The organism is Yersinia pekkanenii (genome assembly GCF_001152565.1).
In the GTDB taxonomy this organism is placed as follows: Bacteria; Pseudomonadota; Gammaproteobacteria; order Enterobacterales; family Enterobacteriaceae; genus Yersinia; species Yersinia pekkanenii.
The window spans coordinates 54,206-69,980 of the sequence record NZ_CQAZ01000003.1 but is presented as its reverse complement, the minus strand read 5'-3'; the positions used below and the strand labels follow the sequence as shown (position 1 = coordinate 69,980).

Sequence of the window (15,775 nt, the reverse complement as noted above, 5' to 3'; positions counted from 1 at the left end):
TAGATAAATATACACCATATGATTTGTATCATTTATATCCAACCGTTAACAATTTGCAGTCAATCCTATCTAACCAACCCAGTCAATCGGATAGAAAATATCATCGGTAAATCGATAGATTGCTTCATAGGAAGTCGCACAGGATGGCGTGGATAAAAGGTGAGATCTAAAACAAGTTAATCTGCAAAACCTAATGTTTTTCGGGTGTGAATCAACATCTCGGGAGGCAATGGCAAATAGCCATCATGAGTGACCTGTTGTTGCCCTTCCGGTGACAAAATTCGCTCAAGGAATGCCGCAGTCAGCGGTTCCAGCGGCTGGCCCGGTGCTTTATTGATATAAATATACAGATAGCGCGACAAGGGATAGCGGCCATCTTTCACATTCTCAGCCGTTGGCATGACAAAATCCTGCCCAGGAGCTGCCAGCGACAGCGGCTTAACCCCACTATTACGAAAACCTATACTGGCATAACCAATGCCATTTAATGAACCGGCCACCGCTTGCGCTACCGACGCAGATCCAGGCAACTCATTGACATTACTTATAAAATCACCATCGCACAGCACCCGATGCTTAAAATAGCCATAGGTTCCTGAGGCTGAGTTTCGGCTATAACGCTGCAAAGAGCGAGCAGCCCAATCGCCTCCTAACCCCAGTTCACCAAAGCGCTGAATAGGGTGCGGTTCCCCACAACGGCGATTCTGCGAAAAAATAGCATCAAGCTGCAATAAGGTCAGCTTATTCAGTGGGTTATCTTGATTTACAAACACCACCAATGCATCAACGGCCACGGGTATAGCCAGTGGTGGATAGCCATAGCGTTGAATAAATGCGGTGATTTCACCGGCTTTCATTGGCCGACTCATCGGGCCAAGCTGGGCAGATCCAGCAGCCAATGCGGCAGGAGCAGTAGAAGAACCCGCCGCCTGTATTTGCAAATTAACGCCGGGATAATGATGATTGAAATCATCCGCCCACAAAGACATCAGATTGGCTAAGGTATCAGAACCGACACTAGAGAGATTGCCTGACAAGATATTGGCTGCGGGATCTGACGTTGATGGCTGAACTGCCGCTGCGGGTGAAACCGCCACCACAGGCGGCACCAAAACGGCCAGGCTCAACCCTGGCATGGCAATTAACAGCGCCCATTTTCCCCATTTCATCAGCGTGGTATCCATGAAGTTTTAGGATTTGACAGCATTCTCGGCTAAAACTGCTGGAACAATCAACCGGTTCGGTAAGGTAAAAATAAATCGAGTACCCAGACCTATCTCACTCATCACCTCTAAACGTGCGTCATGGTGGCTCAATGCATGTTTCACAATTGACAGACCTAACCCACTGCCACCCGTTTGCCGTGATCGCGCTTTATCCACCCGATAGAAACGCTCCGTAAGCCGTGGAACATGTTCCGGGCCAATACCCGGCCCATTGTCGCTAACCTGAAATTGAGCACCCTGTGGGGTTTGTTGCCAGCACACCTCAATCTTGGTACCAACAGGCGTGTGATTGACTGCGTTATAGACCAGATTAGATACCGCACTACGCAGTTGGTCTTCGTTGCCAAATACCGTTAATTGCTCGTTAACCCGAAAAGTAATCTCATGACGCCCGCTACTGAGTGCCTGGACCTCATGCTGCAGCACTTTCAACATCAGCGGAATATCCACCCGCTCATTCATATCCACATTAGGTGCAGCTTCAATACGCGATAGTGTCAATAGTTGTTTTACCAAGCCATCCATGCGCTTGGTCTGCTCCTGCATCGTCCCCAGCGCTTTATCCCGTAATGGTACCGCCAGCGCCTGGTCATGCATCATTTCCAGATAACCCTGCAACACCGTCAGTGGTGTACGTAACTCATGGCTGACATTGGCAAAGAAATTACGCCTTGCACCTTCCAACTGACGCATCTGGGTAACATCACGAGCAACCATCAGTAATTGCCCTTCGGAATAGGGCATCACGCGGAACTCAACGTAATAACCATTATTTAGTTGCAGGGTCAACGGGCGGGAAAACTCTTGTTGTTGCAGATATTGGCTGAATTCCGGATAGCGTAATAAGTTGAGAATATGCTGCCCGTTATCCTCCGGCCAACGGAACCCCAGTAGTTGCTGGGCCAGCCCGTTACACCAAAAAATATTGCCTTCAATGGTCGTGATAACCACGGCATCCGGCAGTGATTCAGCACCACTGCGAAAGCGCTTGATCAGTAATGCCAATTCACGGCGACGGCGACGATTTCGCAACTGCATCTGGTACAAACCATAAAATAAAGGTTCCCAGCTCCATCGGCCGGCTGGCGGTGTCATGCTGCGGTCTAACCACAGCCAGTGAGATAACTTAAGTTGATTGTAGAAACTCCAGACCAGCGCCGCGACCACGGAAACCAGCAATAGCCAAGGGAGATACCCGATAAAGGCACCCAACAGTAATGCAGGCAGACAAAAAAGAGCCAGCTCTAAAGCCAGCGTTTTCCATGATAAACGTTCTAACACAACAAATTCTCCGGCACTGAAAACTCAGTAGCGCGTTGAGAAGCGGTATCCGGTTCCCCGGACAGTTTGTACCATTCTGTCATGACCATCAATTTCAAGCGCCTTACGTAGCCGACGAATATGCACGTCAACCGTCCTATCTTCTACATAAACGTTAGTGCCCCAGACATAATTAAGCAACTGCTCGCGGCTGTAAACACGCTCCGGATGAGTCATAAAAAAGTGCAATAGCTTAAACTCGGTTGGCCCCATATCAAGTGCTTGCTCATTGGCCATGACCCTATGCGACGAAGGGTCAAGACTTAACCCCCGCATTTCAATCACTTCTTCAACTGCCATTGGCGATATCCGGCGCATAACCGCTTTGATACGCGCCACCAACTCTTTTGGTGAGAACGGTTTGGTAATATAGTCATCTGCGCCCACTTCTAAACCGCGAACCCGGTCTTCTTCTTCGCCACGGGCCGTCAGCATCATCACCGGAATATCTCTGGTTAACGCTTCGCGTTTCATATGTTTAATGAACTGGATACCCGAACCACCCGGTAGCATCCAATCCAACAACACTAAATCAGGGTAAGGCTCTGACAAACACGTCACTGCGCTGTCATAATCTTCGGCTTCTAACGGTTGGTAACCATTCTGCTCCAACACAAAGCACACCATCTCACGGATTGGCGCTTCATCTTCCACCACCAGTATGCGTCTTACCATCATCAACCCTGCCAGTATGTTAGTGGTCACTATTTGATTTCGATAGCCATTATGCGTCAGTTTTGTGACACTTTTATGAAAAACATCACGCTTTCACAAGCAATAAGCATAGTGATAAATTTCATCGTAATTGCAAAATGCAGCTGCCAAGTTTGCGAGACGTCTCTGAGATTTTGCTCATCCTGTTTTTTTAGCCGCGACATCCTGCGACCAGCGTTTATAATCAGCGCCATTCTCTTTGACTGATAACCTGCCTTACGGGAGATTCATGCGCATTATTCATACCTCTGATTGGCATTTAGGCCAGTATTTCTTCACCAAAAGCCGTGCTGCTGAACATCAGGCATTTCTGCGTTGGCTCATTGAGCAGATCGAAGAAAATCAGGTAGATGCGCTAATTGTAGCCGGTGATATTTTTGATACCGGCTCCCCACCCAGCTATGCCCGTGAGCTATATAATCATTTTGTGGTCGAACTCCAACCCACCGGCTGCCAGTTGGTTGTGCTGGGCGGCAATCACGATTCAGTGTCGACACTGAATGAATCAAAGGGTTTACTTTCCTATCTCAATACCACGGTAATTTCCTGTGCCAGTAGTCATCTGGATCAACAAGTTATTATCCTGAAAGACCGGCAGCATCAACCGGCGGCGTTGCTATGTGCGATTCCCTTTTTACGGCCCCGTGATTTGGTCACCAGTCAGGCCGGTGAATCAGGTGGGCAGAAGCAGTTGGCATTGCAAGAAGCGATTGCAGGCCATTATCAAGCACTCTATCTGCGGGCCGTTGAACGGCGCATCGAACTGGGTTTATCCCTACCCATCATTGCCACCGGGCACCTAACCACCGTTGGCGTCACCACAACAGATTCGGTTCGTGATATTTACATCGGTACTTTGGATGCTTTCCCGGCACAAGCCTTCCCTCCCGCTGATTACATTGCGTTGGGCCATATTCATCGTGCCCAGCAAGTGGCTAAAACAGAGCATATCCGTTACAGCGGTTCACCCATTGCCCTGAGTTTTGATGAATTGAGCAAAGAGAAGAGCGTCTATCTGGTGGAATTTGAGCAACAAACATTGTCATCAGTCACTCCGCTCTTCATCCCACAATTTCAACCAATGCAACTAATCAAAGGGGATTTACAGCAAATAGAGCAACAGTTGGCTGAATTCGCTGAGCATCAGGGCTTACCGGTATGGCTGGATATCGAAATTGCCACCCAAGATTACCTCACCGATATTCAACGAAGAATTCAGAGTTTGACAGCAGAGCTACCCGTTGAAGTGGTGTTATTGCGCCGCAGTAAAGAACAACGCAACAACAGTATTGAGCGGCAGGAAAAAGAAACTCTCAATGAGTTAAGTGTTTCTGAGGTATTTGAGCGCCGGCTGGCGCTGGAGACCGATTTAGCTGAGCCACGCCAGCAACGGATGCGTCAAATGTTCAATCAAGTGGTTGATGACATCACGCAAGGTAAAAATACCGCAGAGGAACAATCCGTATGAGAATTTTAAGCCTGCGCCTGAAAAACATTAACTCTCTGCAAGGTGAATGGAAGATCGATTTCACCGCCGAACCTTTTGCCAGTAATGGTTTGTTCGCTATCACCGGCCCCACCGGTGCAGGTAAAACCACCCTGCTGGATGCCATATGCCTTGCGCTGTACCACCAAACGCCACGTCTGATTGTGACCCCCAGCCAAAATGAGCTAATGACACGTCATACGGCCGAATCGCTGGCCGAGGTTGAATTTGAGGTGAAAGGCACCCGCTATCGCGCATTCTGGAGCCAGCGTCGCGCAAAAAACAGCCCGGAAGGTAATCTGCAAGCCCCTAAAGTTGAGTTGGCTTTATGTGATAGTGGCAAGATTCTGGCTGATAAAGTGCGCGATAAACTGGAGATGGTTGCCACAATCACTGGGCTGGATTTCGGTCGTTTTACCAAATCCATGATGCTGTCACAGGGGCAGTTTGCAGCGTTCCTCAATGCCGATGCCAACGATCGTGCCGAATTATTGGAAGAATTAACCGGTACCGATATCTATGGCCGGCTATCTGAACACGTATTTGAACAACATAAACAGGCGAAGACCCGTTTGGATGCCTTGCATCAACGAGCCTGCGGCATTGAGCTGCTCAATGAAGAGCAACGTTTAGCCCTGAGCCAAGAAATAGATGCCCTCAGCCAACAAGAAACACAGCTCAGCGCAGAGCAACTGGCGAATCAAAATCAAATAAATTGGCTTACACGTTGGCAGCAGCAGCAGCAAAATCTACTGGAATATCAGCAGCAACAGAAGCTCATTGAGCAAGAGTATCAACAGGCACAGCCCGAGCTGCAACGATTAGCCCGTAGTGAACCGGCAGAAAAATTGCGCCCGTTGCTACGGGACTGCTCGAAAAGCCAGCAGGATGTGCAACAGACACAACTGCGTATCACCACACTAAGTCAACAGCAACAACACCTTCAGGCTCAACTGACTCCTTTGGCTCAGGCGCTGGAACACGCCAATACCGCCCGCCAACAACAAATGGCGAAGCAGCATGAACAAGAAACCCTGATCGAACAAAAAGTGGCCCCGCTGGATAATCTTATTGCTCAGCAACGGCACTCCCTGGCACAACTTGCCACGCAGTTACAGCAGTTGCGAGGTAAAGAGCAACAAGGTAAACAGCAGCTTGAACTAAATGAGCAACAACTACTAAAAACCCATCAGCGCCTACAACAATTGACTGAATATGCACATCTGCATACTCACCACCAACACTGGGAAAAAAGCCTGCCTTTATGGCGTGAACAGTTCCGCCAATTGCAAATACAACAACAGCAATCGCTTGAAAATGAACAGCAATTACAGCAGCAGGCCATACTGCTGAATACACTGCAACAACAAGCCACCACACTGAATGATCAAGATAAACAGCAGCAAGTAGCATTAGCACAAGCAGCCACGCAAGCAACCGGCATCCAACAACAATTATCTGTATTAGAGCAGCAACGGCCCTCGTCCCAACTGCGTCAGCAGCTTGATGCACTTCAGCAACAACGATCAGTGCGGCAACAATTAGCCTCGTTATCGCCTTTGGCACAGCAAGTGCAGGCACTGCACGATAAACAACAGCAGCAATTAGCCAACCAACAGCAACAACTAAAACAGCTCGAACAGCAGCTCGCGGAAAAACGTCAGTTATATAAACAGCAAAAACAACATCTGACTGATCTGGAAACCTTGCAGGAACGCGAAAATCAGATAGTTCGACTGGAAGCGGAAAGAGCCAAACTGCAACCGGGAGAAGCCTGCCCGTTATGTGGCGCGCTGGATCACCCGGCAATTACCGAATATCAGGCAATAAAGCCCTCTGAAACAGCCCTGCGCGTTGATAAACAGCGCCAACAAGTTGAGCTGCTATCAACAGAAGGCTCCGAACTAAATGCCCAGACACAAAGTTTGCGACAACAGCTCAAACATCTGGAGCAAGAATTACAGCACAGCAATCAGCAATTAGCTGATTATCAGCAGCGCTGGCAACTTCTGGTGCAGCCACTGGCACTGACGTTTGCATTAAATGAATCCGCTGCATTAGCAAGTTGGCTGGAACAACAGGAACAATCAGAACAAAACTGCCAACTCAAACTGGCTGAATATGAGCGACTAAATCAACAATATCAGCAAGCTAAAGAGGTTCTTGCTCAAGCAGAACAGCAGCAGCAAAAACATCTGCAACAGTTGGCATTAATCACTCAGCGCCAGCAGGATACCCAGCAATCCCACCAACAGTTACTTACACAGCAGCAACGCCTGCAAAATGAATTGTCGAAAATGCGCCAAGATTTTAGTAACGCACTGGCTGCGTTATCGCTAGCAATGCCTGAAACAGACCAGCAGCAGAGTTGGCTGGCGCAGCGGGAAGAGGAAAATCAGCGTTGGCAACAGTATCAGCAAGAACAACAACAGCTTGCTCTGGAGCAAAAAACCCTGGAAACGCGGATTGAAGATGAGCGTCGCCATTTACAAGAATGCGTTGACCAATTATCTGCGCTCACTCAGCAATATCAACAAGCTGAAACCCTGTTACAGCAGCATGATCAGCAGCGTCAGGTACTGTTTGGTAACACCAGTGTTACCGAGGCACGTCAGCTATTGCGCCAACAGCAGCAACAAGTAGAGCTGGCACAGCAAAATGCGGCCGAGGCCCTGCAACAGGCGCAATCTCAGCTTAACGTGCTATCGGGTGAACTTACGGGGTTAAAACAACAGCATCAGCAAAATCAGCAGCGCGCAGCCACTGCGCAAGCTGAATTACAGCAAGCACTGGCAAGCAGCGAGTTTGACGATGAAGCGGCCTTAACCGCCGCATTGCTGAGTGAAGATGAAAGGCAACGTCTGCAGCAATTGAAACAACAATTGGGCGAGCGTCAACAACAAGCCAATATCCGTCAGCAGCAAGCCAGTGAAGCACTGGAGAAACAGTTACAATCCTGCCCAACCGGAGTCGATCAAACCGCTGAATTGGCAGTATTACAGCAGCAGTTAGAGCAACTACTGGCACAACTGAAAGCCAATACATTACGGCAAGGTGAATTACGCAATCAGTTAGAAAGCGACGCTGTTCGTCGTAGCAACCAGCATGCACTGTTTGAGCAAATTGAACGTAGCCAGCAACAATATGATGACTGGAGCTATCTCAATCATTTAATTGGCGCCAAAGAAGGCGATAAATTCCGCAAATTTGCCCAGGGTCTGACACTCGATCATCTGGTCTATCTGGCAAACAACCAACTCAACCGCTTACATGGCCGCTATCTGTTACAGCGTAAAACCAGTGATGCGTTAGAGCTGCAAGTGGTAGATACCTGGCAGGCGGATGCTATACGTGATACACGCACACTGTCCGGAGGCGAAAGTTTCTTGGTTAGTCTGTCGTTAGCCTTAGCATTGTCGGATCTGGTCAGCCATAAAACCAGTATTGACTCATTGTTCCTTGATGAAGGCTTCGGCACGCTGGACGCTGAAACGTTGGATACCGCACTGGATGCCCTTGATAGCCTGAATGCCTCAGGCAAAACCATTGGAGTCATCAGCCATGTTGAAGCAATGAAAGACCGGATCCCAGTGCAAATTAAAGTAAAGAAAGTTAACGGGCTAGGTATCAGCCGTCTGGATAATGTCTTCCGAGTAAATCAAGACTGAGCACATCCCGAAAGTCATTAAAATTGCAGCGGCCTCGCAGAGGCGAGGCCCAAGGATGGGCCGAGTAACGAGAGCCGCTAACAACGCGGTGGCGTCAAGGACGAAGAATATCACCCAAAGTCATTGGCGTCACAGCTAGGCAGCAAGCGAGTAAATCCCGATGAGCTTACTCAAGTAAGTGATTCGGGTGAGCGAGAGCCGCTAACAACGCGGTGGCGTCAAGGACGAAGGGTGGGCCACAACCAGGCGGCACCGCGCACCCCACTAGAATCACCGTGCATTGCTTTGCGGATTGGAGTCTGGCACTCACCACCAAATACCCAAGGGCTGATTAACGCGGGTAATGTTTTATACAACCGATCAACATTACTCATTCCCCCACCCAACACCACTACATCAGGGTCAAACAGGTTAATAACATGAGCCAACGACTTGGCAAAGCGTTGTTCATAATTGCTTATTGCTCGTTCTGCTGTGGCATCGCCCTGTTCAACTAACGCCATAATTTCATGACCTTTCAGCTGATTGCCACTTATGCGAAAGTAATCTGTTGCGAAACCGGTACCAGAGACAAAGGTTTCAATACACCCTTTTTGGCCACAATAACAAGCGACCTCCTGTTGATATTGCCGTTCGTCATCATTCTGCCACGGTAAGGGGTTATGACCCCACTCACCCGCGATGCCATTGCCACCAGCATGTAATCTCCCATCAATAGCAATACCGGATCCACAACCAGTACCAATAATGGCAGCAAATACCAGATGTTTACCTGCGCCAGCACCATCGGTCGCCTCAGAAACAGCGAAGCAGTTAGCATCGTTTGCCAACCTTACCTGGCGGGAGAGTAATTCTGACAGATCCTTATCTATCACCTGACCATTCAACCAAACTGAATTGGCATTTTTTACTTTGCCGGTAAAAGGAGAAAGTGTCCCTGGAATACCCACACCGACACTGCCCTGTTGACCCGTAGCCTGTTCTGCGTCAGTAACCAAAGCCGCTATCGCCTGCAATGTTTTTTGATAATCATGACGTGGAGTATCAATCCGTTTACGGAAAAGCTCCCGCCCATCATTGGCTAATGCAATGACCTCTATTTTGGTACCACCCAGATCTATACCAATGCGCATAGCGCGTTACCTCATTAACAGATTATTCGTTGTTTATGATAACCAGTTTTAACGATAAACATACCTCGGTATATCAAGACAATGGCGATAATAAAAGTCTTATTTTTACAGTTTGGACAATACACGGCAGTGACACCCTATTTGTCACCCGCTATTTTGCATTCGGTTGTAACTGAATCGCGGTAAAGAGGAATAGGGTTCTGCAAATTGCGAGCGGGCTCTGTTTTTTTCTTATTCTTTTTACTAGGGACAGGCGCGTCAATTCGTTATCATGCCGCCCTGCGTTTGATTAACTCGCGCGCTCCAAGCGCGCCCGAGCCAGGGATAACACTATGTTGTGGTTTAAGAATTTAATGGTTTACCGTTTGAGCCGGGAAGTTTCGCTGTCTGCAGATGAAATGGAGAAACAGTTAAGCGCCTTCAGCTTCACCCCCTGTGGCAGTCAAGATATGGCAAAAACCGGTTGGGTATCACCGATGGGCTCGCATAGCGATGCTTTAACCCACACTATTAATGGCCAGATCGTAATTTGTGCACGTAAAGAAGAGAAAATTTTACCCTCTCCGGTCATTAAGCAAGAATTGCAGGCCAAAATTGAACGCCTGGAAGGTGAACAACATCGCAAGCTGAAAAAAACTGAAAAAGACTCATTAAAAGATGAAGTACTGCACAGTTTATTGCCACGAGCATTCAGTCGCTTTAACCAAACCTTCTTGTGGATTGATACCGCCAATGATTTGATTATGGTCGATGCAGCCAGTGCCAAACGCGCTGAAGATACCCTGGCCTTACTGCGTAAAAGCTTGGGTTCTTTGCCGGTGGTGCCACTGACATTAGAAAATCCTATCGAACTAACGCTAACTGAGTGGGTGCGTAGCAAAGAATTGCCGGCTGGTTTTACGCTGATGGATGAAGCAGAACTGAAGGCTATTCTGGAAGGTGGCGGCGTGATCCGCTGCAAGAAACAGGATCTATTCAGTGATGAAATCGCGGTACATATTGAAGCCGGTAAGCTAGTCACTAAGTTGGCGCTGGATTGGCAAGAGCGCGTTCAGTTAGTCCTGTCCGATGACGGCTCACTGAAACGCCTGAAATTCTCTGATACCTTGCGTGAGCAGAACGAAGATATTGATCGGGAAGATTTCGCTCAGCGCTTCGATGCTGACGTTATTCTGATGACCAGTGAACTGGCCGCCCTGATTAAAAATCTGATAGAAGCCTTAGGTGGCGAGGCTCAGCACTAATTTAGACGCAAACACACCGTAGATAAATATCGCCCTTTCGGGATGAGAGGGCGAAAGTTTCACTCATTCCGAATCAATTAGCTCAAGTATTTGCACAGATACGAAGATGCTTCAGCCACTTGCAGGTTAAACTCACTACCCTCAGGGATGTAGAAGGATTCGCCTGGCTTAAATACTACCCAGCCTGATGAACCAGGAATCAGTACGTTTAAGCTCCCGGTGATCACCGTCATCTCTTCTGCTTTAGCCGTACTGAAGGTGTACTCACCCTTTTCCATCACCCCTACGCTAGCTGGCCCAATGCTGTCACTATCAAAACCAATAGATTTCACTTTTCCGGTAAAATACTCATTAAATTTCAGCATAGTTTTGTACCCGCGTCTTAATCAAGATTGAGCTTTCATATTAGAGTTTCTATAAACGCTCTGTCACTGATTATTATGGCGAAATGGGAGCATAATCTGAATCGTTACTGAGATTGCGGATAAAACGCACGATTTGGCACCGAACAATGTCTTTTTGCTGATATAAACTAACTATTCCGATAACACCCAGAAGCCTAAGAGACGCCTTCAGCGAATAAGTGAAGATTTGTAGCTAACGGATGAAATTGACATCAGAGGTTGCGTAAAATATACAGCGCCAGCGAGGCTTCAAAAACCACAATCAATATTGACCAGAATGCTGGCATAAAATTAGTGTGTTGATGGATAAACAATTTGAAGGTTTTCATCGGCCCGCCTTAGATGGCCTTGCCTTAAGTGGCATTAATCAACGTAAATGATTTACGTTTAAATGATTACGTAGATAATAATTGTACTCTTCGTATAATTATCCAGCAATCAGATAGGCCAACTATTACTATTACAAATCAAGCCATCTTACAAATTGGGCTAGCCTTCCCTCATCACTTCACCGTTTCATCAGTCAGAATCTGCAAAATATGTTCAACAACGTCTTCCGGTGGTTGAGTCGCATCCAGCACATGATCGGCGACTTCTTGATATAACGCTTCCCGGCTGGCCAGTATATCCAGCATTTCCTCAACAATCGGTTTACCTGTAAGGCTTGGTCGCTGGGCATCTTCCGGATCTTCGGCTAACCGTTCGGCCAACACATTGGCTGATGCGCGTAGATAGATAACCAGGCCGTGATTACGCATAAATATACGATTTTCATGGGCCAACACCGCGCCACCGCCAGTGGCAACCACCGTTTTGGGGGCGGTAACAGTCTGTAGAGCCATACTTTCCCGTAGACGGAAACCATCCCAACCCTCACGAGCGACTATCTCAGCAACACTCATGTGCAAGGTTTGCAACATAAACAGATCTGTATCTATAAAACGATATCCCAACACCTGTGCCAACGCCTTCCCTATCGTTGTCTTACCCGCACCGCGCGCGCCTACCATGAAGATGGTCTGTGTCATTACTTGAAAGTCCTTTCGCATCAACTTCTGAGGATAAATTCTCAACATCAAAAAACCGATCACTATTGCTGACCGGTTAAACGGGATTAACACTCAACTCTACGCTGTAGATGCAAATCATACCGATAATTAAGGGTAGTGCAAACTTTACAAACATGTAAAATTAACGATACACCTAATGTAGGCGGTGCTTTTCAACCCACTGCCATAGTGGATCAATCTACACCAGATAGTTGAACAATATGATTGTACTTTCGCCTGATCATCCTCTGGTGAACCAGAGGCCATGGCGCAGGGAACATGAGGTGACTTACAAAATAGGGCCTCTAATGAGGTTGGCAAATATAAACCAATGCGGGAGGGAAATTACGTACCACTCGTATCTTTTTCCACGTGAAATAGCGCGATAACAAGGGCTCAGAAAGGTGACTATATTGGAACAATACCAATACGCCATGGTTTGCACGTAAGCGCTGCTGAGTCTGTTGTAATATTCTGAGACTGATTTTGGTTGGGATCGAGAGCAGGGGTAGGCAACAAAATACAACATCGTAATTCTGATCTAGCTGCTCGGCTGAGCGGTCTGCAACCTGTAAACGCGGGTCTTTGATCTGATGCAGAGCATGTACAAAATGTGGCTGAATTTCGTACGCCTGTAAGTGAGAATTTGCCGACATATGCGACAAAATACGCTTTGTCAGCACACCATCAGCAGCCCCTAACTCAGCAATATTAAGGTCTTGTGTCCAATCCACCTGGTTCAACATCGCCTGACATAACCAGGGAGAAGAAGGAGCCAGCGTACCAACGGTGCGTGGTGAGGCAATAAAACGCTGTAAATAGGAAAACTGACTTTTAAAATTACGCCGGACAGTATTTAGCATAACCTCTCCTCGGAAACCCAGATAGACCACAATAACACCTTATATTCCTTAAGTTATCATTAAGATTGCTCTAATAATTAATTATTTTTAGTAAGTGAATAAAATACTGTCCGGTATGAATGCCAGGAATAATGAAATGAACAAGCCCAAGTTAACAATGATTCACTATTGCTAACTTGGGCTTGGAGGCAATCAGGAAAATTATCGTTATATCCATGCTGTATCTAAATATTTCGTCCATTCTCACTTATTGTTAAATATTAACGATAAATCTCGGCGCTAGCACTGAAATTGCTAGAATCACCGGGGTTGCTCATACCGATGATCCGATAATGACCAGCACCATCAGCGCTCGCTTTCGCATTCAATGCCGATTCCACATCCATCGGTGAACCACTGACGTTAGAAAGAGAAATGACACCCATACTTTGCAATTTAGTGGCTTGTTCCGGGCTGACTTCTTGTGCGGCCATAGTGGCGAATGAGGCAGTAGCAATAAGTGCAGCAGCGATGACAGGTAATAGTTTCATAATATGCTCCAACTGACGGGTTATATGTAATGTCTTTGTGAGGTTAATTATGAACGGACCAACGCAAGGGGACGTAATGCTATGTAAAGAAAATCAATCATTGTGAGAAGAATAAGGAGGAAATGAGTAAATTTATGTCGTGTGAGAAAATAAATAAAGAATAATAAAATGTGGACGCCGGTATATTACCACCACCGCCCACATATAGACTCAATGTTTCGTTGCAACAATCATCATAATATCACTGGTAAATGAACCGTCCGTTTGGATCTCATAATGCTTAACCACACTGTCTGACGCTGTTTTTTGTAGCTCACGGATCGCGGTAGCGAAATATTGCGGAGTCCGCATTCTGGCAATCCAACTACTGAACTCCAAATACAGTCGTTCGGAGGTCAGCTCATTTATCACTAATCCGGCATCGGTAAACAGCGCGAGCCATTCGCCCGGAGAGTAATTTCGCACATGCGAGGTATCACGTAAAACTTCCACTGTTTGCAGATAAATATCCAGCACCGGGTGGCCGGGGGAAACCACATCCATAAAGATAACTTTTCCACCGGGACGTAATACCCGCTTAACTTCGCGCAACGCCTGCCCAACATCATGCCAATGGTGGGCAGAATAACGGCTGATAACAATATCAAAACTCTGATCATCAAACGGCAGTAATTCAGCCAGCCCTTGTTTTACCTCAATATTGGTCAGTTTTTTATCCACTGCCGCCTGACTCACCACTTGTAACATCTGTGCTGAAAGGTCATACGAAACGACTGACTTCACCACCGCGGCAGCAGCAAAACTGGCATGTCCGGCACCACATCCAAGGTCAAGTAAACGGGCATCACCATGGGGTTGCAGTAGTGTCGTCAGGCGTTGTAAATCTTTCCCCTGAGCATGAACCGCACTGGTCAGATAAGCATTGGCTTGATCGCCAAACTGCCTTTCCACTGCATCTTTATGACTATTTTTTACTGTCATTATGGCCCTGCCTATGGTTTAACTGTTTGAGTTAGTCAATATCTGGTATTAATTCGAATCAGCATCAATACGTTTTTCGGACAAAATCACTATATACCCAAAGTAATTGGAATTGTAGGTAGACTAAACCATCACAATAGCGCGCTTTTATTAAGGTAAGTATGATGATAACGCTCAGGGCAATGGGTACTGAGGAGCTCCAGCACTATAGGAATATATTTATTGCCGAATATGCGCAAGATTTATCATCCAATAGTGGCTATAGCGCCGAGCAGGCACAAATGCATGCGACACAAATCTTTGATGGTTACCTGCCTGAGAGCATTAATAGCCCCGGCGACCATCTCTATTGCATCGAAAATAAAGCGGATATGAGCGGTAATGATCCTTTGGTGGGGTATTTATGGTATGGCCTGGGTAAGAATGACAGTGCCGCCTTTATTAAAGATTTTTATGTGCTGCCACATTATCAGCGTCAAGGATATGGTTCAGCGTGTTTGCAGGCGTTAGAGAAGCGGCTGATTGCTCAGGGCATATTTGAGATAAAACTGCGAGTCGCGGCGAATAATCCACAGGCTAAAAGGCTGTATGAGCAAATGGCATTTACGGTGACAGGCTTTAATATGTCCAAATCGCTGACAAAATAACAGCGGTAAACATCCCCTGACCAGGACGATAATTCAGTGGCGCTTACATCATTGCAAACAAAAAATAACAGTCTGAAAATTGGACGAATAATGCATCAGGTTTGATACCTGTCATTCTCCCTGATAAATCAGTCTGATAACCATGTTAGCTGGCATTAAAGCGCTTTATCGTCGCTCATTTGTTGCAGTTGGTCTTGGTAAGACTTCACTTTCTGGCGTTTCTTCATCCAGATAGAAAACGATACCACGAAAATCCCGCCAGCCAGGGCGAGTACACCCAACTCATGCTGGTAAAACAGCATAATAACAAAGTAGATGGCAGAAATAATTGCCACCCATTTAGCCGAATGACCAATCGAGCTTTTCTCATTAGTCAGACGGCGGATACTCTCTTCTTCGCTGAGCCCCATGCTTAATCCTCCCTTAATAACCTGTTTATAATATTGGGGCAGTTGCATGATAATTCAACCTATTTTTCAGTTTTTATTTTGTTCAGTTGAGATAGTGCCG

General features: G+C 46.9%; 14 protein-coding genes. 4 read left to right on the top strand and 10 right to left on the bottom strand.

Annotation, left to right across the window (positions count from 1 at the left end; all coding sequences use genetic code 11):
- Nucleotides 1–176: 176 nt before the first annotated feature.
- Genes AEP37_RS02155 through phoB form a run of 3 tightly spaced genes read right to left on the bottom strand, consistent with a single transcriptional unit; the run spans nt 177 to nt 3,221 of the window.
- Nucleotides 177–1,169, bottom strand: coding sequence for a PstS family phosphate ABC transporter substrate-binding protein (locus tag AEP37_RS02155; RefSeq protein WP_049609146.1), 993 nt, complete (start codon nt 1,167–1,169; stop codon nt 177–179).
- 21 nt (nt 1,170–1,190) lie between these two features.
- The gene (gene phoR / locus AEP37_RS02150; RefSeq protein WP_049609143.1) at nt 1,191–2,507 is read right to left on the bottom strand and encodes a phosphate regulon sensor histidine kinase PhoR; all 1,317 of its coding nucleotides are present in this window, start codon (nt 2,505–2,507) and stop codon (nt 1,191–1,193) included.
- A gap of 24 nt (nt 2,508–2,531) precedes the next feature.
- Nucleotides 2,532–3,221, bottom strand: a complete 690-nt coding sequence (phoB, locus tag AEP37_RS02145) for a phosphate response regulator transcription factor PhoB (protein ID WP_049609142.1) — start codon at nt 3,219–3,221, stop codon at nt 2,532–2,534.
- 268 nt (nt 3,222–3,489) lie between these two features.
- On the opposite strand from phoB, the gene sbcD reads away from it, so the two are divergent.
- Nucleotides 3,490–4,728, top strand: coding sequence for an exonuclease subunit SbcD (gene sbcD / locus AEP37_RS02140; RefSeq protein ID WP_049609139.1), 1,239 nt, complete (start codon nt 3,490–3,492; stop codon nt 4,726–4,728).
- Nucleotides 4,725–8,414 (top strand): AAA family ATPase, encoded by a 3,690-nt coding sequence (locus AEP37_RS02135; RefSeq protein WP_049609137.1) that lies wholly within the window; start codon nt 4,725–4,727, stop codon nt 8,412–8,414. The genes sbcD and AEP37_RS02135 overlap by 4 nt, the downstream gene beginning before the upstream one ends.
- A 218-nt stretch (nt 8,415–8,632) precedes the next feature.
- Here AEP37_RS02135 and mak read toward each other — a convergent pair whose 3' ends face one another.
- The gene (gene mak / locus AEP37_RS02130; RefSeq protein ID WP_049609134.1) at nt 8,633–9,547 is read right to left on the bottom strand and encodes a fructokinase; all 915 of its coding nucleotides are present in this window, start codon (nt 9,545–9,547) and stop codon (nt 8,633–8,635) included.
- Between the two features lie 332 nt (nt 9,548–9,879).
- On the opposite strand from mak, the gene rdgC reads away from it, so the two are divergent.
- Entirely contained in the window at nt 9,880–10,791 is a 912-nt protein-coding gene (gene rdgC / locus AEP37_RS02125; RefSeq protein WP_049609132.1) for a recombination-associated protein RdgC, read from the top strand.
- 77 nt (nt 10,792–10,868) lie between these two features.
- On the opposite strand, the gene ppnP is transcribed toward rdgC, so the two are convergent.
- The 5 genes from ppnP to AEP37_RS02100 all read right to left on the bottom strand — a co-directional run bounded on the left by ppnP (nt 10,869) and on the right by AEP37_RS02100 (nt 14,618).
- On the bottom strand, nt 10,869–11,156 hold the full coding sequence (gene ppnP, locus AEP37_RS02120; protein WP_049609129.1) for a pyrimidine/purine nucleoside phosphorylase: 288 nt from the start codon (nt 11,154–11,156) through the stop codon (nt 10,869–10,871).
- Nucleotides 11,157–11,698: 542 nt separating this feature from the next.
- Nucleotides 11,699–12,223 (bottom strand): shikimate kinase AroL, encoded by a 525-nt coding sequence (gene aroL, locus AEP37_RS02115; RefSeq protein WP_049609128.1) that lies wholly within the window; start codon nt 12,221–12,223, stop codon nt 11,699–11,701.
- Between the two features lie 326 nt (nt 12,224–12,549).
- On the bottom strand, nt 12,550–13,107 hold the full coding sequence (locus AEP37_RS02110; RefSeq protein ID WP_049609125.1) for a class I SAM-dependent methyltransferase: 558 nt from the start codon (nt 13,105–13,107) through the stop codon (nt 12,550–12,552).
- Nucleotides 13,108–13,367: 260 nt separating this feature from the next.
- Nucleotides 13,368–13,637 (bottom strand): YdgH/BhsA/McbA-like domain containing protein, encoded by a 270-nt coding sequence (locus tag AEP37_RS02105; RefSeq protein ID WP_049609122.1) that lies wholly within the window; start codon nt 13,635–13,637, stop codon nt 13,368–13,370.
- A gap of 210 nt (nt 13,638–13,847) precedes the next feature.
- Nucleotides 13,848–14,618 carry a class I SAM-dependent methyltransferase gene (locus AEP37_RS02100; protein WP_049609119.1) on the bottom strand — a complete coding sequence of 257 codons (771 nt, stop codon included), beginning with the start codon at nt 14,616–14,618 and terminating at the stop codon, nt 13,848–13,850.
- A gap of 164 nt (nt 14,619–14,782) precedes the next feature.
- On the opposite strand from AEP37_RS02100, the gene AEP37_RS02095 reads away from it, so the two are divergent.
- Nucleotides 14,783–15,265, top strand: a complete 483-nt coding sequence (locus AEP37_RS02095; protein ID WP_049609115.1) for a GNAT family N-acetyltransferase — start codon at nt 14,783–14,785, stop codon at nt 15,263–15,265.
- 155 nt (nt 15,266–15,420) lie between these two features.
- Here AEP37_RS02095 and AEP37_RS02090 read toward each other — a convergent pair whose 3' ends face one another.
- Nucleotides 15,421–15,675 (bottom strand): hypothetical protein, encoded by a 255-nt coding sequence (locus tag AEP37_RS02090; RefSeq protein ID WP_049609112.1) that lies wholly within the window; start codon nt 15,673–15,675, stop codon nt 15,421–15,423.
- Nucleotides 15,676–15,775 lie beyond the last annotated feature (100 nt).